The 19,322-nt window shown below is 48.5% G+C and carries 18 protein-coding genes and 1 riboswitch; of the genes, 5 read left to right on the forward strand and 13 right to left on the reverse strand.

Annotation, left to right across the window (positions count from 1 at the left end; all coding sequences use genetic code 11):
- Window positions 1-20: 20 nt before the first annotated feature.
- The 10 genes from ADS79_RS31815 to ADS79_RS31860 all read right to left on the reverse strand — a co-directional run bounded on the left by ADS79_RS31815 (window position 21) and on the right by ADS79_RS31860 (window position 10,987).
- Window positions 21-1,139 (reverse strand): GerAB/ArcD/ProY family transporter, encoded by a 1,119-nt coding sequence (locus tag ADS79_RS31815; protein ID WP_049742504.1) that lies wholly within the window; start codon window positions 1,137-1,139, stop codon window positions 21-23.
- Window positions 1,132-1,368: a hypothetical protein gene (locus ADS79_RS35420; protein ID WP_049742505.1), complete on the reverse strand. Its 237-nt coding sequence runs from the start codon at window positions 1,366-1,368 to the stop codon at window positions 1,132-1,134. The genes ADS79_RS31815 and ADS79_RS35420 overlap by 8 nt, the downstream gene beginning before the upstream one ends.
- Window positions 1,365-2,570, reverse strand: a complete 1,206-nt coding sequence (locus tag ADS79_RS31825) for a Ger(x)C family spore germination protein (RefSeq protein ID WP_049742506.1) — start codon at window positions 2,568-2,570, stop codon at window positions 1,365-1,367. The genes ADS79_RS35420 and ADS79_RS31825 overlap by 4 nt, the downstream gene beginning before the upstream one ends.
- Window positions 2,567-4,111 carry a spore germination protein gene (locus ADS79_RS31830; RefSeq protein ID WP_049742507.1) on the reverse strand — a complete coding sequence of 515 codons (1,545 nt, stop codon included), beginning with the start codon at window positions 4,109-4,111 and terminating at the stop codon, window positions 2,567-2,569. Before ADS79_RS31830 ends, ADS79_RS31825 begins: the two co-directional genes overlap by 4 nt.
- 166 nt (window positions 4,112-4,277) lie before the next feature.
- Window positions 4,278-5,486 carry an aminotransferase-like domain-containing protein gene (locus ADS79_RS31835; protein ID WP_049742508.1) on the reverse strand — a complete coding sequence of 403 codons (1,209 nt, stop codon included), beginning with the start codon at window positions 5,484-5,486 and terminating at the stop codon, window positions 4,278-4,280.
- Between the two features lie 207 nt (window positions 5,487-5,693).
- Window positions 5,694-6,164 (reverse strand): hypothetical protein, encoded by a 471-nt coding sequence (locus ADS79_RS31840; RefSeq protein WP_049742509.1) that lies wholly within the window; start codon window positions 6,162-6,164, stop codon window positions 5,694-5,696.
- Between the two features lie 227 nt (window positions 6,165-6,391).
- Complete coding sequence (locus ADS79_RS31845) at window positions 6,392-7,573, reverse strand: pyridoxal phosphate-dependent aminotransferase (RefSeq protein ID WP_049742510.1); 1,182 nt, start codon at window positions 7,571-7,573, stop codon at window positions 6,392-6,394.
- A gap of 82 nt (window positions 7,574-7,655) precedes the next feature.
- Window positions 7,656-7,762: riboswitch (SAM riboswitch) on the reverse strand.
- A 395-nt stretch (window positions 7,763-8,157) separates the two neighbouring features.
- Window positions 8,158-9,414, reverse strand: coding sequence for an MFS transporter (locus ADS79_RS31850; protein WP_049742511.1), 1,257 nt, complete (start codon window positions 9,412-9,414; stop codon window positions 8,158-8,160).
- 3 nt (window positions 9,415-9,417) lie between these two features.
- Entirely contained in the window at window positions 9,418-9,900 is a 483-nt protein-coding gene (moaC, locus tag ADS79_RS31855; RefSeq protein ID WP_049742512.1) for a cyclic pyranopterin monophosphate synthase MoaC, read from the reverse strand.
- A gap of 139 nt (window positions 9,901-10,039) precedes the next feature.
- Complete coding sequence (locus ADS79_RS31860; protein WP_049742513.1) at window positions 10,040-10,987, reverse strand: DNA-3-methyladenine glycosylase family protein; 948 nt, start codon at window positions 10,985-10,987, stop codon at window positions 10,040-10,042.
- Window positions 10,988-11,158: 171 nt separating this feature from the next.
- On the opposite strand from ADS79_RS31860, the gene ADS79_RS31865 reads away from it, so the two are divergent.
- The 5 genes from ADS79_RS31865 to ADS79_RS31885 all read left to right on the forward strand — a co-directional run bounded on the left by ADS79_RS31865 (window position 11,159) and on the right by ADS79_RS31885 (window position 15,085).
- On the forward strand, window positions 11,159-11,707 hold the full coding sequence (locus ADS79_RS31865) for a methylated-DNA--[protein]-cysteine S-methyltransferase (protein ID WP_049742514.1): 549 nt from the start codon (window positions 11,159-11,161) through the stop codon (window positions 11,705-11,707).
- Window positions 11,700-12,413: a 2OG-Fe(II) oxygenase gene (locus ADS79_RS31870; protein ID WP_049742515.1), complete on the forward strand. Its 714-nt coding sequence runs from the start codon at window positions 11,700-11,702 to the stop codon at window positions 12,411-12,413. The genes ADS79_RS31865 and ADS79_RS31870 overlap by 8 nt, the downstream gene beginning before the upstream one ends.
- Before the next feature lie 11 nt (window positions 12,414-12,424).
- Entirely contained in the window at window positions 12,425-13,243 is an 819-nt protein-coding gene (locus ADS79_RS31875) for an SPL family radical SAM protein (RefSeq protein ID WP_049742516.1), read from the forward strand.
- A 104-nt stretch (window positions 13,244-13,347) separates the two neighbouring features.
- Complete coding sequence (locus tag ADS79_RS31880) at window positions 13,348-14,055, forward strand: molybdenum cofactor biosynthesis protein (RefSeq protein ID WP_049742517.1); 708 nt, start codon at window positions 13,348-13,350, stop codon at window positions 14,053-14,055.
- A 4-nt stretch (window positions 14,056-14,059) separates the two neighbouring features.
- Complete coding sequence (locus ADS79_RS31885; protein WP_049742518.1) at window positions 14,060-15,085, forward strand: ThiF family adenylyltransferase; 1,026 nt, start codon at window positions 14,060-14,062, stop codon at window positions 15,083-15,085.
- 641 nt (window positions 15,086-15,726) lie between these two features.
- Here ADS79_RS31885 and ADS79_RS31895 read toward each other — a convergent pair.
- Genes ADS79_RS31895 through ADS79_RS31905 form a run of 3 tightly spaced genes read right to left on the reverse strand, consistent with a single transcriptional unit; the run spans window position 15,727 to window position 19,240 of the window.
- Window positions 15,727-16,809: a HAMP domain-containing sensor histidine kinase gene (locus tag ADS79_RS31895; RefSeq protein ID WP_049742520.1), complete on the reverse strand. Its 1,083-nt coding sequence runs from the start codon at window positions 16,807-16,809 to the stop codon at window positions 15,727-15,729.
- Window positions 16,806-17,483, reverse strand: coding sequence for a response regulator transcription factor (locus ADS79_RS31900; protein WP_049742521.1), 678 nt, complete (start codon window positions 17,481-17,483; stop codon window positions 16,806-16,808). The genes ADS79_RS31895 and ADS79_RS31900 overlap by 4 nt, the downstream gene beginning before the upstream one ends.
- Before the next feature lie 2 nt (window positions 17,484-17,485).
- Window positions 17,486-19,240 (reverse strand): ABC transporter ATP-binding protein, encoded by a 1,755-nt coding sequence (locus ADS79_RS31905; RefSeq protein WP_049742522.1) that lies wholly within the window; start codon window positions 19,238-19,240, stop codon window positions 17,486-17,488.
- Window positions 19,241-19,322: the final 82 nt, after the last annotated feature.

The raw sequence follows: 19,322 nt of genomic DNA on the forward strand, positions 1-19,322 counted from the left end.
ATTGACAAATGTCACATTGGTTACGCCTTTGCTTTTTCATTTGAGCTTTTTCCCAAACGTGATCGAATCCAATCCACAACCAAATAAAGAATCGGAATTGCCTCTGTCACGATCAAAAACATCACTTCACCATGCCCCATTAAACGCGCCAGGTCTGCTCCTGTCCTTACCATAAAAATGGATATCCCTGCCATCAATACTGTCATCGATAAAGATAACGGCTTGTGATCCTGGAGAGAAAAACTATGGGTAAGGATGAGGACTGCAACATACAGGAACAGACTGATTTTAATAAAGAGGCTGGTCAACCAAATCGCGATCAGCACCGGGTCCAGGTTTTCCAAAAAATATCCGGCTCGTATATAGCGGATCAGTTCTAGCTCGGGGTAGATCAAATTGCTTGTCAGGTCAGGACCAAAGATCAAGATCGTGGGTATCAGATTCGAGAAAATAATGAAAAGGGAAGTAACAGTCGCCCATACTAACGACTTCATCGTTTTTTGCTGATTGGAGAAAAAAGGAAAAAGAAATAGGATAAAGCTCATTTGTCCGTACAAGGACGCAACCAAATAACTGGCACTGCCAATGCCCTCCCAATTAAAATGGTTGAAAAAGGCAACGCTCATGTCCTTGTTCATTTCTCCCATGACAAACATAGGAATGAGCAGCATCCCAATCATCGTCAGGAAAAAGATCCCCTGTGCGCATCGAAAAATGGTCTGAACCCCTGAACGCACAGCGTAGGCAACACAAATACAGAAAATGAAGGTTACAGCCCAATCAGGTGTATCTGGCAAAAAAACTTCAACCAAAAAATCCTGCATTTCCCTCAAGACAAAAGCAGCTGAGAACAAATAAGAGAAAATCATGATCAAAACCAACGGATAATGAAGCCAGCTGCCCACGATTTCTTTTCCATAATGACTAAAGAATCTTGTTGGTCGCCTCTTCGCCAAGCGATACGAAAAGTAAGGAAAGAGCAAGCCGCACAATGAACCGATCAGTAAGGAAACCCACACGCCAAACTTGGCTTCACCCACCAACGCGCCTTGTCGAAAACTGAGAATGGTTGTAAAAAGATATTGCGAGAAGAGCATGTACAGTTGGGTTGGGGTGACCTTCTCGTACTTATCATTCATTCTTTTCATTACTCCACACGATGAACTTTTCCATTGGATCAAATACCATTTCGATGACATCCGCGAGCATAAATTGATCTCTGAAGAAATACAAGGCTTCCATGCTCAGGAACGTAAAGATCACAAAAGCAAATACAATGCGATAGGTCCGTACAGTCCGGTTTTTACAGTATAGATATCGCCATTCAAAAAATAATAAACATGCATAAATAATCGCGATGATGATCATTTTTTTCCCTCCGGATGTGACGTCTTCCGAATTTTCGTCGGCTCTTTGACACTTCCTATCCGTTTTATCGTAATATCTGCTTCCGTAATGATTTTTATCTGACGGCTGTATAGTTCTCTCCATCGCGTGGCAAGGGTATTCCATTCTTTTGGATAATGCCAATCGACATACTGGCCAAATGAAAATACATCAGCTCCCGCCCTCCTCGCCTTATCAATCGCTCCGTTCATTCTCTCCTCGACCAGAAGTTCAATTCCCCTCTCGAGTTTTTTACGCTGGAGCGGATCTTGCAAATTCACATTGGAATCTGATGAAATAAGCGAAGCCTCTGCTTTTGTCTTGATCAATATCGTGACCTGATCACCCGAAATAGATGGCTTGATTTGCGTGCGGGCTTTGTTGATCATGTAGTTCACACTTTTTCCATCCGTGGAAGAGCGAACGGAAATCTCGGCATCCTTCAGCTGTCCCAATATCCACAGAGCCCCTCTCATCTCATCTGTGGAGAGCTTCTTCTGGAGCTTTCCTTCTCTGAAAATAGCTGCCCCATCTGTTCCTAACCATTGGACTACTTCTGGCTTTTCACCTGGCATATTCTTGGCCTCGATCTTTAACAAGGGCAGGATCATGTCTCCCCCACGATACGTCGTGATCAAGCAATCTGTTGTCGTTGTATTTACCGTCACATGCTCTCTCCCGTAAGAAATCAGAATATCAGCCGGGAATCGTTCAAATACGATGGGAACCATAGTTAAGTCCAGAACTCTTCCCTCTGTCACAAACAGATCGGCATTGATATGAAACCTCGGTTCACGTGCAATAAACTCCAAAATAGGGGTAATCCCTTCTTTGGCCAGTTCATGACCAATGACCACTACACTGGTTTGTCCAAATGTAATTTTTCGAGAAAGATCAGATTGGATAGAGCGATAGGCTTCTCCGATGTCTTGACCCGTCTTGGTCACATACGTATATGGCTTGCCGGTTTGCGTGCCACCTGTTCCCGCTTGCCCCGGAATCAACCGATTCGGCAGAGGAAAAGCAAGCGTCAATTCAACACCAGACTCGGCCTTATCTACCAAAAGCATGCGGGCAAAGCTTCTGTTGTTTAATTCTACAGAAGACCAGCAGCCCGTTGTCAGCAGCAGGGGGAGCATCGCAATAAAGATGATCAGCTTTTGCAATGGCGGATTCGCTCTCAATCTCCCATCTCCTCATCTTCCTCTCCCGGTTTGCTGGACTTTGGTTTTGGCTGCCTCCACTTGTTTAGCTTCTCATGATACGGTCTTTTCCGCATGAACCACCACGGTGCGCGAATAAGCGTGTCTTTCAGATCACTGACAACGAATGGTGTAACAGGTGTCAAATAAGGAGTTCCCATTGAGCGTAAATTGATGAGATGGATGTAGAGCAAAAGTAACCCACATGCAATCCCGAACAGACCGAATATCCCAGCCAGAATCATGATCGGAAACCGGAGAAATCGAACAGCAAGACCCAGATCAAAATGTGGAATAATGAACGAAGCAATCCCTGTAAAGGAAACGATGATGACCATTGCCGCAGAGACGATTCCAGCCTGCACTGCTGCTGTCCCGATGATCAACGCCCCAATAATCGATACAGCCTGTCCAATCGACTTGGGAATTCGTACAGCAGCTTCTCTCAATGCCTCAAAGGATATTTCCATGATGAATGCTTCAACTAGGGCAGGAAACGGCACAACTTCGCGTGATGCGGTAATCGTAATCAATAGTTTGGAAGGTATCATTTCGGGATGAAACGTCGTGATTGCGATGTAAAAGGACGGAAGGAGCAGCGAGATAAAGACGAACAAATAGCGAATCCAGCGTATCCAGGTCCCCGCCACATACCTCTGGTAGTAATCCTCTGCGGATTGGAGCAGCATGAACAGCGTAACAGGAACAATCAAAACCATCGGCGAGCCATCGACAATGACAGCCAGTCGTCCTTCGAGCAGTGCAGCAGTGACGACGTCAGGTCGTTCCGTGTATTGCACCTGCGGAAAAGGCGAAAAGGGAGAACTGTCCAGATGCTCCTCTAAATAGCTGCTGCCCAGCACTCCGTCTATCTTGATTTGCGACAAAACGGTTCGAACCTTTTCAATCAGCTCATTGTCACAAAGTCCTTGGATATGAAGCATCATCACTTTCGTTTGTGTATAGGTGCCAATATGCATGGTTTCCGTCTTGAAATCCGGTGACTTCAGCCGTTTTCGAATGAGTGACAAGTTGTCGTCAGCACTTTCGATAAAGGCTTCTCTGGGCCCTCGAACCGTTGCTTCACTTGTTGGCTCATCAATGGCTCTTCCTTTGACAAATGGCAGCTTAAATCGGATTGCCCTCTGCTCATCCTCTATGACAAAGAGAACCCGACCTTCGACTACGGCATTTGGCCCAGCCTCAAGTGGAATCACTTCATAGTTTGAAACGGGCAGCTGCTTACGCTCAAAAATGGAGACACGAAATTCTTCGTCAGTGCTCGCATCCAATGAAAAAATCGCCCGCAGCACTTCCTCCTGAATGTTTTTTTGATCGGTCAACCCCGCCACGTAAACTAGTGCACACTTTTGATGAAATCGCGATTCAAACGTATGAATGACTAAATCCGAGCAATTGGCCAGCCGTTCTTTCAGCCAGCTCAATTGATCATGAATCGGGCCCATATCATCTGTATGCTGCCCAGTCCTGCCCCCACTTCTGATTCCCCATTTTCGATCCACATCGTCTCCCCCTTCCTCGCTTTATCCATTCGTCCTGATCCTTTCTTTTGAGAATAGCCTTGCACGAACTTCCTGCCTTTATTCTTTGATGGATAGCGAGGTAAAAACTGCAAAAAAAGACAGCCAACATAGGGCTGCCTTCTCTTTTGTCTATTCGGTTGAAGAATTACTGTTGAACGGCTTGGCTCTGGTTGTACTTTTCTAAAGCTGCGCTCAGTCTGGAAATTGCCATCTGTGTATCGTCACGATCCAGCAGTGTGTAATTCAAGCGCATTGTATTCGACTGCGCTTCAGCTGCATAAAAAGGTTTGCCCGGCACGAATGCCACGCCTTCCTTTACAGAAGCAGCTAGCAGCTTTTCTGAATCGATGTGCTCAGGCAGGGTGACCCACAGGAACATACCTCCACGTGGTTTTTCCCACTTCACGCCATTCCAGTTTTGAGCGAGCATCAGCTCATTCATCCATTCCATCCGTGCTTTGTAGGAGGCTCGGATTTTCTCGATATGGCTCTCGAGGTCAAAGTTGTCCAGCAATTGATGCAGCGCGATTTGGTCGATCGTACTGGATTGCAAATCAACTGCTTGCTTCGCTTTTACCATCATCTGGATTACACGCTTGTCCCCAATCGCCCATCCCGTACGCAAGCCAGGTGCTACGATCTTGGAGAAGGTACTGGTGTAAACGACGCAAGAATCTTCCGGATGCTCGTCGAGAGAGAAAATCGAACGATACGGCTCTTGTCCGTCAAACTGGATTTCACCATATGGATCGTCTTCCAAAATCAAAATATCATTTTCCTTACATTGACGAAGCAACCCAAGGCGGCGCTCCAAGCTCCAGACCTTGCCTGTAGGGTTTGCAAAGGTTGGAATCACGTAAGCCATTTTCGGGCGATACTGTGCGATTTTTCGGGCCAGATCTTCTAAATCCATGCCCTCTTCATCACCATCCACCGGAATGGCACGAATCCCACGAAATTGGAACAATTGGACCGCAGCCAGGTATGTGGGATTTTCTACCAGCACGACGTCGCCTTCGTCCAAATAGACTTGACAGAGCAAGTCGACGGCCTGCTGGGAGCCGGTAGTCAGCAGCATATTGTCCACGCCAACATTCATATGTTTTTGCTTCATACGAGAGGCAACCCACTCGCGAAGCGGAAGATATCCGTCTGTTAAGCCATATTGAAGAGCTTTTGCTCCGAGATCAAACGATCGGACAAAGGCTTCACGCATTTCTGCGATGGGAAAAGAATCTTCAGCTGGTAAGCCTCCAGCCAGTGAAAGCACTTGATTGCCTTGGGTCAGCTTCAAGATTTCCCGGACCGCCGAAGAAGATAATGCTTCTACCGATTTTGAAAATTTGTACTCCATGTTCCGTTCCCCCTTGATTTTGCTTATTCTTGTTTTATCACTGTCAGTGAACAATGTCCAATCCTCGCTAGCTATGGGGAGATAGGTTTTGACTATGTCGAGCGATTGTTCGCTCAACAGGTGGTGTCTGTTGACCTCTCTTTTTTTTGCATGCAAAAAACCCCTTTCTCCAGTGGAAAAAGGGGTCTTATATGTATACCATGAAAGCTACGCGATACGGAACACACGCGCTTTTTCTACTTGTGGCAGGAATGACAAATCGACGTGTCGCAATGCTTCTTCTACACCGATGTCCTCCGCGAGTAGCAAAGCTTCTTCCTGAAAAGTCGGTGTGCAGCTGCCTTCATTCAACTCACACAGTCGCTTCAAGCGCTTTAGGCGATCTGCTGCTTTTTCAGCTCGCATACATTCATTGGTCAGCTCACATACATTGACGTGGCGGGCATCCGCAATCATGCTGATATCGTTGACGTGAACAATGAGTCGCTGTCCTTCTTCCGTCACAAAACCGATCGAGCAAAAATGCGCACCTGACATTTCCATACGAGTGAGAACAGCATTGGCAAAAACTTCACCTGTACGCAGCCGTACCTGGCCTGCTTCAATGGCTCCGCCTACCTTACGCTCGTTGGCGATCACCGTATACATATCCGTGTAACCGTTAATCTGATAGCGCATGTTACCCTCCTGCTTTGCATAAATGACGACTCAGTCGCTGAGACTAATTATCATTAACATCGTATAATGAAAATCATTATCTGTCAACAATGAGAATGATTTTTATTGAGAATGACCCCTGCACTTTTCTATCATCACTATTTTGCCCGATTTTGCTTTTTTGCTTGCATGAAAAAAGACCACACCTGCTGCTTACCAGCATATGTGGTCCGATCCATTGCAAACACCTATATTTTTGGGGTGAACAAGCCTAACTTTTCGATGCGATTCACGGCTTCTGCCAATCGTTGTTCATCCGATAGCAGCGCTGCTCGAACATAGCCCTCTCCCGTAGGACCAAAGCCATCACCTGGTGCAACCACCACATGCGCTTTTTCCAGCAGCAAATCAGAAAACTGAATGGAAGTAAAGCCACTAGGAATCGGCAGCCATGCAAAAAACGAACCCTGTGACGGCTGTGCCTGCCAGCCAATTCGATGCAAATTGGAGTACAGCGCGTCGCGACGTCCCTCGTAGACCGCTACCAGATCGCGTACACACTGCTGCGAGCCTGTCATGGCACGCGCTGCAGCCATCTGAACAGCTCCGAACAAGCTTACGAAATAATGGTCCTGTATCAAATTGATCAGACGAACGAGCTCACGATTTCCAACCATCGCGCCTACGCGCCAGCCTGCCATGTTGTATGTTTTAGACAGTGTATAAAACTCCACGCCCACTTCTTTTGCCCCCGGAACCTGCATGAAGCTGACCGGCTTTTTCCCGTCAAAGCTGATCGCTCCATACGCAAAATCGTGGCACACAACGATTTCGTTTTTACGAGCAAAACGAACCGTTTCTTCATAAAATTCTAACGGCGCATTCACCGCAGTCGGATTGTTCGGGTAGTTCAGAAACATCAGCTTGGCCCGCTCCAAATCCGCATGGGATAGCTGGCTGTAATCCGGAAGAAATTGATTCTCCGCTTTGAGCGGCATCATGACCATTCGCCCATCTACTACCGCTACACCTGACCAATAATCAGGATAACCCGGATCTGGTACCAGAGCTACGTCCCCTTTGTTCATCAGCACCTGGCAAATCTCAACAAGCCCAGTTTTGCTGCCGAACAAAATCGCGACCTCTTCTTCTGGATCGAGATCGACGTCAAACTCTTGCTTGTACCAGTGAGCCACGGCCTGCTTCAGTTCCACTCGTCCGGAAAATGGCGGATACTTGTGGTGCAAAGGCTGTGCTGCTTGGGCCTGCAATTCTTCTATAATATGGGGCGGCGTGGGCAAGTCAGGGTTCCCCTGACCTAAATTGATGACATCATGACCAGCAGCGATTACCTTGTTTACTTTGGCCACGAGGGTAGCAAAAAACTGGGTCGGCAGGCGATCAATCATGTCGGAGGGTTGAATGCGCATCGTTCTTCAGTTCCTTTCTGATTCCATACTGCAAAAAACCCCTTATTCTGTACAGAAAAAGGGGTAGATCAGCTTCGTCACGTCCTTATCTGTCAGGAAATTATCCTGCTGGAATTGGCACAGCATCTGTCAGAACAGATCCGCTGCCGGGCTTCATAGGGCCAGTCCCTCCACCTCTCTTTATAAGTAAAGCACACGGAATATAATGTTTTTAGCAATTTTATATTACTTGAGCGGGTGTTTTGTGTCAAGACTACCTGGGACGCTGGGGAAAAGCACTTTTCCGGCTGTGGTAGTGGGGAGGAAAACGGAGAAAATGCTCCGGATTCTTGGGATACTTGCTGGGGGCGATACTGCTCAGCTCCGTGAAAAAAGCGAAACCGCGTCCAAAGTGGCGGGTTCATGAGGCGTCTCAGAGGTGGACGCTTAAGGGCGTGTTTCGCTTTTTTCGCTCCGCTTGGGATGTATCCCAAAGATCCTCTCATTTTCTCCATTTTCCTCACGACAGCTGGGGTGGTTTTCCCCTGTTTTTTAAACAGAAAAAGACGCACTGGGCGTCTTTTCGTCAGGTACATTGCTGAGTGCTACATTTTTTCTGCCGTTTGCACGGGAACTTGGTGGCTTCGTTTTTGGAATGAACTGTGGAAAGCAAAGAATATGACGGATAACAGCGCCAAACCAGCCATGATGTAGAGCAGTCCTTGTGCCTGGAAGTTTTGAAAGATGAAGGCACCGAGGAGTGGGCCGAGCATCCGCCCTGCTGACCCGGTTCCAGAGACGAGGCCTTGGATGAAGCCTTCCCGCCCTTCTGGTGTAAACTCGGCAGCTACGGTTGGAACTGCCGGCCATACGAGCATTTCTCCCAGCGTCATGACGAACATCGCAGCTACAAATCCTGCATACGATGTCGTTTGCGACAAGATGAGCATCGACAGAACGAATACATACGAGCCAAGCAGCATTTGAGCCTTGAGCGTACGGGCAAATCGTCGAATAACCCATGCGATCAACGGCTGACCGAACAAAATCAAACCGCCGTTAATCGTCCACAAGAGGCTGTATTGACGCAAGGAAATGCCTAGTGACTGCATGTATGCGGACAGGACGGTCGTCCATTGGACATACACAATCCAGCTAATCAAAAGCCCTGCACAAAGCATGACGAGCGCGCCCCAGGCAACGTTTTTCACCGGTTTGACAGGAGCTGCTTTGCCTACTGACTCGCCAGCAGTCTTCGTGCGATCTCCCCCGCTCTTTGCTTTTTCTGCCATTGCTTTTACATGTCGTGGCAAAATAAAGGCAAACATGGCAAGAACGATGATTTGGGCAAAGGCGTTGCCAAAAAAGGTCAAGGCAAACGACACACTCGCCAAAACTCCGCCTAAAGCAGATCCGGCAGCTACCCCCGCGTTGAGCGCTACGTAAATCATGTTGATTCCTTTGCGGCCTCCCTCTGGCCATAAGACGACAGCGAGCGCATTAATTACCGGGGATAATGTCCCGTAAAAAAGTCCATTTAATAAGAACAAAATCGTATACACGGTAAAATCATGAGTCAAGCCCAAGCAAACCGACATCATGATGATGCCTGCGGAGGAGAGCAGGATCGTTCTCATTTTCCCCCAGCGGTCAAACAGCATCCCGCCAACCAGGCTGCCAACCAGAAACGCTCCCTGATTTAAAAGCAACAAAAAGCCGGCAACAGTAAGCGGCTTTCCTAAGTACTCGTGAATATAGATCGTTACAAGCGGCCAAATACATGCCATTCCAGTAGAGAAAATGACGGCAGCAATCGCCAATAGCCGAATGCTGCTCGGATAGGATTCCCATTTCTCTTTCATGAGTTATTTCTCTCCTCGTATGAAGTCACCGCTTTTTCCACCTGTCTTTTTGAGGAGGCTTGTCGGTCCAATTACCATTTCTTTGTCCATCGCTTTGCACATGTCGTAAACAGTTAGGGCAGCCGTACTTACAGCTGTTAAGGCTTCCATCTCTACACCCGTTTTTCCCGTTGTTTTTACGGCTGCCTCAACTTCAAGGATCGTTTCATTGGCAAACGAAAAACGGATATCAATACCTGTCAGTGGCAGTGGGTGACACATCGGAATGATTTCCCACGTCTTTTTCGCAGCCATCACGCCTGCTACCTGGGCTACAGCCAAAACATCTCCTTTTTCCACACGCCCCTCGCGAATACGGGCAAGTGTTTCAGGCTTCATGATGATCTGACTGTAGGCAATGGCTTCACGCTTCGTTACGTCCTTCTCGGAGATATCCACCATCCGCGCCCTGTTTTGTTCGTTAAAATGCGTTAATTGGTCGCTCATTTCTATGCTCTGTCCTCCATGCAAGCAGGCATCTAGAAGACCCTGCCCAAATGTCACTCGCTCATTCTTTCATCTACTCCTTACCTTACTCCCGCCGCTGTCGAAAAGCAATGAGAACATAGAGGAGGATGTGCCTCTTTTAATAGAGAAATCTCCATAAGTAAAAGGTTGCATAAGATTCCCAGTTATTCCAGCCTGTAGACAATCGGATCAATTCTTCTTTTGTTGGTTTTTCATCTGTACCTAACAAATATTTGATCGCATTGTGCAGTCCGACATCATCAATCGGAAACGCCGATGGAATTCGCAAACAGCGCATCAATACATAATTGGCTGTCCAGGGGCCAATCCCGCGGATCTGAACAAGCTGTTTTTCGGCTGCTCGCCCTGTGCCAGCAGCGAGTAATTGCTCTTTGCTCAGTTTTCCTTCTACAATTAACCGCGCCACATCAATGAGATACTCGCTTTTTTTTGCTGTCATTTTGAGCTCCTGCAACTCCTCCGGGCGAAGGGCAGCGATACGCTCAGGATCAGGAAACAGCCAGTAAACTTCACCCTCACAGGTTACCGGTGTGCCAAAGCTCTCTACCATGCGTCTTTTCAACGTATAGGCAAAGCTCATATTAATCTGCTGCCCAATGATCCCCCAGCTAATCGCCTCGAATAAATCAGGAATCCCGACATTGCGCAGCCCATAAAACGAATCAACCGCTCTTTGGAGGAGAACATCTGTTTTGGCGAGCTTGTAAAACGGTCGCAAATCTGTCCCCAGATCAAACCAGTCATGCACATAGCGTGCTACTGCTGCTCGTCCCTCTTTTGACTTGGGCGCGGTATCACCCAAAAATCGAACTGCCATGTCATTTTTGCCAGCGTCGCTGATTTCCACAATCGATAGCTCTTCCCCAGCAGGAATGGCTCGGTAAATTCTCCCGTTTTTTATATGAAACAAGCATTCATTGGGGGCTCCAGCTAGGTAGTCCAGATTTTGTGAAAAGCTGAACTCCTGTGGCAAAGACAAGGTCAGCACTTGTTCCTGATCCTCCCAAGAGCAGTCCCACGCCTGATCTTGTGTGTATGATTTCATCGTTATCCCCCTCATGTCATTCCTGTCTATGTTTTATCATAACAGCTCACGACGCTATTTCGTTATCTTGCTGTTTCATTTCAAAATCCGTACAACAAGCTATGATCAGCGCTATACTGTGCATAAGTTGAACACAATGAATAACGCTAGCTGATTGAGGAGGAATTTGACATGCGTACAAATAAAAAGCAAACAATATATTGGACAAAGCTCGTATATGGAGAGTGGAGTTTGTATCTTGCCGCTACGGAAAAAGGGCTTTGCTATGTCGGGTCGCTGCACAAGCCTTTTGAAGAGCTGGATCAATGGTCGAGCAAGCACTTCCCAGGCAGCACGCTTGTAGAGGATGCTGCAGCACTAAAACCGTATACGGCAGAAATCATCGAATATATGCAAGCGAAACGACAGCAGTTTACCATTCCGTTCGATTACCAGGGTACTTCCTTTCAGCTGGCTGTGTGGGATGCCCTTTGCCAGATCCCTTATGGAGAAACCAAATCGTACTCGGAGATCGCCCATCAAATCCAAAAACCGGCAGCTGTACGGGCAGTAGGTACTGCCATCGGAGCCAATCCTGTATTAATCACGGTCCCTTGTCATCGTGTCATCGGAAAAAATGGTGCACTCACCGGTTATCGAGGCGGACTGGAGATGAAGTCCAGACTGCTTGAGCTGGAGGGTGCGGGCAAGCAGTCGAGAGGGAGTATGCAGCATGCCTGAGCGGATTGCCGAGAGGATCGCTGCTCTTGACTGGATGCACCTGCAACATACGCTGGACGAACAGGGCTTTGCAGCGCTGCCCTCCCTATTAACCCCTGATGAATGTACGGAAATGATCGCAACCTACACCGATGACTCGCTCTTTCGGAGTACGATTGATATGGCCCGGTACCGTTTTGGGATTGGACAGTATCGATACTACCAGGCGCCCTTACCCCCTTTTTTACAGCAGCTGCGGGAAAGCTTCTATCCTGAACTCGCCAAAGCCGCAAACCGATGGTTGGATCAGCTCGGTCAGGAAGCGATCTACCCGACGTCCCTGCCCGCCTTTTTGGAGCACTGTCATGAAGAGGGACAAACACGCTCCACTCCTTTGCTGCTCAAATACGAAGCAGGTGGATACAACTGCTTGCATCAGGATTTGTACGGCGATGTGTATTTTCCTTTTCAGGTCGTGTTTGTCCTGAGTCAAAAGGAAGTCGATTACACGGGCGGTGAATTTTTGCTCATGGAGCAGCGCCCTCGTGCGCAAAGCAGAGGGCATGTCGTTACCCTAGAGCAAGGGGCAGGACTTATTTTCCCGACGAACCATCGACCTGTTGCCGGATCACGCGGTTATTATCGCGCTACACTGCGTCATGGGGTAAGTACGATTACCTCGGGAGTCAGGTACAGTCTGGGGATCATCTTTCACGATGCCAAGTAAGGAGAGTTTGAGTGAAGACTGCGCTTTTTTACAAGAACCCGAAAACACTGCTTAATAAAGGAAGCGGATTTTTATCTGATTACACCCACTCCCTAAATCCGTATACCGGATGCTCGTTCGCCTGTTCCTACTGTTATGTCAGGCAAATGCCTGTATCGCTTTTTCGCGAGCAGCCCTGGGGAACATGGGTCGATATCAAGCAGGAGGCCGCCACGCTGTTGCGCAAGGAGCTTCAGCGGGCAAAAGCCAAGGGCAAGGTCACTATTTTTATGTCCTCTGCTACTGATCCGTATCAGCCAATCGAGCAAAAGGAAGAGGTTACTCGATCACTGCTTAAGGTCATGGCCGAGGAGCCGCCTGATTTTCTTCTGGTGCAAACCCGCAGTCCACTCGTCCGGCGTGATATTGATCTGCTCCAGCTTTTGCAAGACCGCGTGCGTGTCAGCATGACCGTAGAGACTGATTTGGATGACATACGCAAGCACTTTTCTCCCCAGGCTCCGCCAATACAAGCTCGCCTCAAGACCCTGCAGCTCTTAGCTGAGGCTGGAATCCCTACACAAGCCACAATCGCTCCTGTTTTGCCGAGCAGTGAGGCATTTGCTCATCGCTTGCGCCCACTGGTTAACCGTGTTTGTCTTGACGATTTTTATATGGGGGATGGCAGTGGAGGCCAGCGAACGAAAAAATTGGGGATTGCCTCACTCTATGAAGCACTGGGTAAACCTGAATGGTATGAACCGACCGCCTACCAGCTCGTGTATGAACGTCTTCTCCGTGTCTTCGACGCGGAGGAAGTGTATGTGAGTCAAAAAGGCTTTGCTCCGTAAGCGGGAAGCAGGTTTGTTCTCTCCCTAACATTGGCAACTGTGGCGGATTGTGATATCTTCTAGCCATAGAGAACTGTTATCTCAACGGGAAAAGAGGAGTTGCCTTGACGACTACCATTTTGTTGTTTGCTGGCCTTGCCGAGCGAGCCAATGTTCGAGAAATACAATTGACCCTGCCAGAAAATACGAATGTCCGTGATCTCCTGCAGCTGGTCGGGGAGCAATACCCAGCCCTCTCCCCTCTGCTAGGCAGCTGCTTTGTTTCGATTAATCATGAATACGCTACGCCAGATAGAGTTATCCAGCCAGATGATGAAATCGCCCTGCTCCCTCCAGTGAGTGGCGGTGAGGAAGAGCCTCGCTTTGCGATTACAAGGGAGCCGCTTCATGCAGACAAGCTGATTCGACTGGTCAGCAATCCGCATGCGGGAGCAATTCTCACTTTTGTTGGAACCGTACGTGAATTTACTCATGGTCAGCGGACCGTCTATCTCTCTTACGAAGCGTACGAACCAATGGCCGTTGAAAAAATGAAGCAGGTGGCAGCGGAGATCGAGGAGCGCTGGCCTGATGCCGAGGTCGCCATGCACCATCGGATCGGGGATTTGGCTGTTGAAGAGATCGCTGTGGTTGTCGCAGTTGCGACTGCACACCGCAATGAATCCTTTGAAGCTGGGCGCTATGCCATCGAGCGCTTGAAGCAGATCGTGCCGATTTGGAAAAAAGAAATGTGGGAAGATGGAAGCGAATGGAAGGGACATCAGCAGGGTCCCTGGAACCCCTTGGAGATGACGGAAGGAAAGGTGGAATAACCCCGTGGATACCCGCTATTCTCGCCAGATCTTGTTTGCTCCGATCGGGCGAAGTGGACAGGAGAAGCTCGGGCAAAGCCGTGTCGCCATCGTCGGGATGGGAGCACTCGGAACCGTCTTGTCCAATCATATGGTCCGTGCCGGAGTCGGCTTTGTCCGCCTGATTGACCGTGATTTTGTAGAGCCAAGCAATTTGCAGCGTCAAATGCTCTACGATGAGTCGGATGCAGCCGAGCATTTGCCAAAAGCGATTGCTGCCCACGCCAAGCTGAGTAAAATCAATTCGCAAGTGTCTATCGAGCCGATTGTTGCCGATCTGACTGCATACAATGCGGAGCAATATTTGACAGACGTCGATCTTGTGCTCGATGCTACCGATAACTTTCAAGTTCGCTACCTTGTCAACGATGTTTGTGTCAAGCACGGCATTCCTTGGGTGTACGGCGGGGCAGTCAGTGCGACTGGCACCTTTACCGCGATTCGCCCGGGAACAACCCCTTGCCTGCGCTGTCTGTTTCCGGAGGCTCCGAACCCGGGAGAAATGGCAACCTGTGATACGGCCGGTGTCATCGGTCCGATTATTCATATCGTTGCTTCTTATCAGGCAACCGAGGCTTTCAAGCTGCTGGTAGGCGCAACCGACGCGCTCAATCCAAACCTTGAGCACTTTGAGATTTGGAACAATCGCCATCAGCAAATCAAGGTTGCAAATGGCCGCCGTGCAGATTGTCCAGCATGTGGACATCGCGAATTTGCCTTTTTACAGCCGGATACACAGGAAGGACAAGCTGTTTCGCTGTGTGGACGCGATACGGTGCAAATCTCTCCTTCTGCAAAGGTCTCGCTCGATCTCGATGCGCTTGCAGAGCGTCTGGCCCCGCTTGGTCAGATCGAGCGCAATAAATTTTTGCTGCGCTTTCGGGTCGAGCCATATACGCTTGTCGTTTTCCCTGATGGACGCGTGCTCGTCCAAGGAACGGACGACAGCAGCCTGGCTCGTACCTTGCATGCGAAATATATTGGAGCTTAATCGCTCTGTTGCTACTATGAACAAAGACGTCTTTATTCTTGAAAGGCGTCTTTGTTTTTTGTTGTTGTTCGTGGCTTCAGTGGTGGGGAGGAAACAGGAGAAAACGCTCCAGGTACTTGGGCCTCTAGCGGGGAGGGAGCACTGTCCGCTTCCGTGGGAGTCCCAAAGACCTTCGCTATTTTCTCCTGTTTCCTCTCCCAGCTGTACAGATATTCAAAGCGTTAAAGGACATAGCTTGTTCAATCATAGGTGGAGGTTGTGATTAGAGAGCACAGCGGAGCATTTTTCAGAGCTATAGGAATCGAGCAGTTCGCTTCAAAAACAGCGAAAGCTCTTTGGGATACCAACCAAGGCGCAGAGGAAAAAACGAAACACGCCTTTAAGCGTCCACCTCTGCGAGACCCCTTGATACATCCACTTTGGACGCGGTTTCGTTTTTTCCTCGGAGCCGGGCTCGGATACTCCCAGCTAGTATCCCTAGAAGCTAGAGCGTTTTCTCCTCTTTCCTCCCCTCCACCAATAGCAACGATCAAGTATTCTTTCATTCTTTCGTCTGACCGCTGAGGTACCTTGCCATGCGCTCCAGATTTAATAAGCATCGCAATTATTAATCCCAATACGTACAAAAAGTCCCCTTTCCTCTACGAATGGGGACTTTTTGTATCCGCTGCTGCAATCGGCAATCGGACAGTAAAGGTCGTACCTTCTCCAAAGTGACTTTTCACTGTAATCGTGCCCTTATGCATGTCGATAATCTTTTGAACGATGGAAAGACCAAGACCGCTGCCACCCTTGCCCCGGTTGCGTGATTTATCCGCTTTGAAGAATCGCTCGAATATTCTCCCCTGATCCTCCTCGGTAATTCCGATCCCAGTATCTGATACATGGACAACCAGATCATTTTCTTCTCGATTCAGCTGAACCGAGATTGTCCCGCCTGCTGGAGTAAATTTGATGGCGTTGCTAATCAGATTCATCCATACCTGACTGAGCATATCTTCATCAGCTGTTATTTCTGCCTTTTCCAAATCAACATCCATCTCGATTTCTTGCTCCAGCCATTGCGGCTCACAAGCCAAAATAATTCCCCGAATCTGCAAATCCAGGCGATATTTCTTACGTTCGAGCGGCTGTTGCACTGCTTCAAGGGAGGATAGTCTCAGCAGATTGTCACTTAGCTTGGAGAGTCTTTTGCTCTCTGTTTCAATGATCTCCAAATAGTGCAAACGCTGCTGATGCGTGAGCTGCTCATTGTGCAAGGCGCGGGCAAACCCGCTAATCGAGGTCAGTGGAGACTGAATTTCATGTGATACGTTCGAGATAAACTCCTGCTTCATCTGCTCCATCTGGTTCAGCTGCTCCGCCATGTGATTGAAGCCATCGATGAGTTCACCCCATTCACGATTCAGCTTAAAATCGAGATTTACCTTAAAGTCACCCTTTGCGATCCGGTTGATCGCATTGCGAAAAGCATCGAAAAAATCGTATTGTCTCGGCTTTCTGAATCTGATGATCACCGCCAGCATGAAAAACAAGACAAAGCTAAGGAACGTGTTTATGATTCCCTTGAAGTATTCAGATAGATGTAGATCGACATTATTATAGAAGAAATTCGTTAGCCAATACGCAAGTGACCAGCATAGTGCCATGACCAGCATAAAACCGATGAATCCAAGCACCCTGAGAAAAAACACTTTCCACGAGTGAACCGGGTTTCTGCTCATTGGTCCAGCTCCAGTCGATAGCCCAATCCGCGAACCGTTCGAATCAAAAAGCTGTATTCTTCCTGTGGGAACCTCTCGCGCAGTCGATTAATATGAACATCAACGGTCCGCTCATTCCCTTCAAAATCATAGCCCCAAATTTGCTCGATCAGCTGCTCGCGAGTAATCGTTTTGCCCGGGTTGCTGCCTAGTTTGAACAGGAGCTCGAATTCTTTTAGCGGAATCGTCAGCGGTTTGCTTCCCTTGGTCATTTCAAACGTTTTTTTGTTCAAATGCAGCTGCCCAATCTGCACGGTATGGGAAGACTCGATCCGATAACGCTTCAGCAGCGCTTTTACCCGAACGACCAGCTCAGCGGGCTCGAACGGCTTGACGAGGTAGTCATCGGTTCCCAGCTCAAAGCCTTTGATTTTTTGTGAGGTCTCCCCTTTTGCAGTCAACATGAGCAGCGGGATATCGGGATAAAATCGTCGCAACTCCCGGCACAGCTCCCATCCGTCCATATTCGGCATCATGATATCCAGAATGACGAGGTCTGCCAGAGCGGTAGCAAACAAGGAAAGAGCTTCTTCTCCGTCTCCCGCCTCGATGACTTCAAAGCCCTCCCTCTCCAGAAAGACATGGACCAGCTCGCGAATATGCGGATCGTCATCTACTATCATCAGTCTGGTCATGGTTACACCCTCTCTTTTACGCGTAATTGCTGTGTAGCAAATTCATTGTACATAGGATGACTGTCGAATAGCTCATCATGCGTTCCCTTACCAGTAATTCGGCCTTTTTCCATGAACAGTATTTGGTCCGCATCAACGACTGTGGACAAGCGATGGGCAATCACGAGTGTCGTGCGTCCCTTCATTAAATTCTGAAGCGCCTGCTGCACGATGATTTCCGATTTGCTGTCCAAACTGGAGGTTGCCTCATCCAGCATGAGAATTTGCGGATCACGAAGCAGCGCTCTGGCAATGCCAATTCGTTGTCTCTGTCCTCCTGAGAGCTTGACACCTCGCTCTCCTACCTCGGTGTCATAGCCATCCAGGAATTCGGAAATGAACCCGTCGGCATAAGCCATTTCTCCTGCTTTTCGCAGCTCCTCTTCACTTACTTCACGAAAGACACCATAACAAATATTTTCACGGATCGTTCCGGCAATCAATGGGCTTTCCTGTGACACATAACCGATTTTGCTTCTCCATGATGCCAGCGTATAGTCCTCTATCGATGTATCGCCCAGCTTGATTTGTCCTTGCTGCGGCAAGTAGTAGCGTTCAATCAAGGAAAAAAGCGTCGTTTTTCCGCTTCCGCTAGGTCCTACAATCGCATTTACTTTTCCTGCCTGAATGGTAAAGCTGACATCATCCAAAATCGTTTCTCCATTTTCATAGGCAAAGCTCACATTCTCAACCTGGATAGGCAAGCTGGCATTTTCCAGCTTCTGACCGGATGTGTGGTCCTCCTCTGTTGCTTCTAACGTAGTAATCATTCGCTCTGTTGCCCCCATCGCCTTTTGCAGCTGGGTAAAGAAATGCGTAAATTGTCCAAGTGGCATCATGATTTGTACGAGGTACAGGATAAAAGCGACCAGCTCGCCAGCCGTCAAAGCACCAGATGATACACGCATGCCACCGTATCCCATAACCACGACGAGCAGCACCATAATGACGAGGGAAATGAGCGGACCGATCATGGCCTGAACTCTGCCTTCCTTGACTCCAAATCGAAACAGTTTGTCGATGCCTTGCTTGCCACTTGCATATTCGTGCGGTTCTGCGTTCGACGATTTTACGAGACGTATTTCAGACAATACTTGTGTCATGATCGTAGTAAAGCTGGCCGTTTCATCTTGCAGTCCTTTGGATATTTTGTACATTTGTCTGCCCAGCGGTACGAGAATCAGCAGCGCCAGGGGTACAGCAACCAGCATGGTCAACGTCATTTGCCAATCCAGGTAAAGCAAAGTAGCGATTGAACCGATAATAGAAATGGTTCCTGTAAAAAAGTTGGACAGATGATCGGTAATCAAACCTTTGACTACGCCTGTATCATTCGTCATCCGGCTGATTGTTTCCCCTGTCCGATGGTTATCGTAATACGGGACAGGCAGGACGAGCAGCTTTTTCCAGAGTCGATCCCGGAGTGCGGCGACGATGCTCTGTCCGACGTGGTTTAGCATGTAAATGGAGAGTCCGCTGGAAACCGCCTGCGCGATAAATGCTCCCGCCAAGAAAGCGATTTGTCCACTGCTGACAGATGAGAGCGCAAAGCCATCGATCAGATCCTTGGTGAAGAGCGGGATAGCCAGGCTCACGAGTGTTGTTGCAATGCTAAGGAAGAGCGCCGTCCCCAGCATCAGCTTGGAGGGATTCGTTTCCTTTATTAATTGAAAGAACGGACGCAGCTTACCTGACGTACTGCTTTGTTTGGTTTTCATCTCTTTTATATCTCCTATTCCTCTTTACTTACTCGCGGGCAGGAATTGCACCGCATTTTATATGGCGACATCAATCGCGTGC

Source organism: Brevibacillus reuszeri (assembly GCF_001187725.1).
Taxonomy (GTDB): domain Bacteria; phylum Bacillota; class Bacilli; order Brevibacillales; family Brevibacillaceae; genus Brevibacillus; species Brevibacillus reuszeri.

Coding starts and splice junctions, on each gene's coding strand:
- ADS79_RS31895 (WP_049742520.1), bottom strand. CDS start 16,809: ATGAGCAGAAACCCGGTTCACTCGTGGAAAGTGTTTTTTCTCAGGGTG.
- moaC (WP_049742512.1), bottom strand. CDS start 9,900: ATGAGCGACCAATTAACGCATTTTAACGAACAAAACAGGGCGCGGATG.
- ADS79_RS31845 (WP_049742510.1), bottom strand. CDS start 7,573: ATGCGCATTCAACCCTCCGACATGATTGATCGCCTGCCGACCCAGTTT.
- ADS79_RS31850 (WP_049742511.1), bottom strand. CDS start 9,414: ATGAAAGAGAAATGGGAATCCTATCCGAGCAGCATTCGGCTATTGGCG.
- ADS79_RS31900 (WP_049742521.1), bottom strand. CDS start 17,483: ATGACCAGACTGATGATAGTAGATGACGATCCGCATATTCGCGAGCTG.
- ADS79_RS31840 (WP_049742509.1), bottom strand. CDS start 6,164: ATGCGCTATCAGATTAACGGTTACACGGATATGTATACGGTGATCGCC.
- ADS79_RS31870 (WP_049742515.1), top strand. CDS start 11,700: ATGCCTGAGCGGATTGCCGAGAGGATCGCTGCTCTTGACTGGATGCAC.
- ADS79_RS35420 (WP_049742505.1), bottom strand. CDS start 1,368: ATGATCATCATCGCGATTATTTATGCATGTTTATTATTTTTTGAATGG.
- ADS79_RS31815 (WP_049742504.1), bottom strand. CDS start 1,139: ATGAATGATAAGTACGAGAAGGTCACCCCAACCCAACTGTACATGCTC.
- ADS79_RS31860 (WP_049742513.1), bottom strand. CDS start 10,987: ATGAAATCATACACACAAGATCAGGCGTGGGACTGCTCTTGGGAGGAT.
- ADS79_RS31865 (WP_049742514.1), top strand. CDS start 11,159: ATGCGTACAAATAAAAAGCAAACAATATATTGGACAAAGCTCGTATAT.
- ADS79_RS31835 (WP_049742508.1), bottom strand. CDS start 5,486: ATGGAGTACAAATTTTCAAAATCGGTAGAAGCATTATCTTCTTCGGCG.
- ADS79_RS31905 (WP_049742522.1), bottom strand. CDS start 19,240: ATGAAAACCAAACAAAGCAGTACGTCAGGTAAGCTGCGTCCGTTCTTT.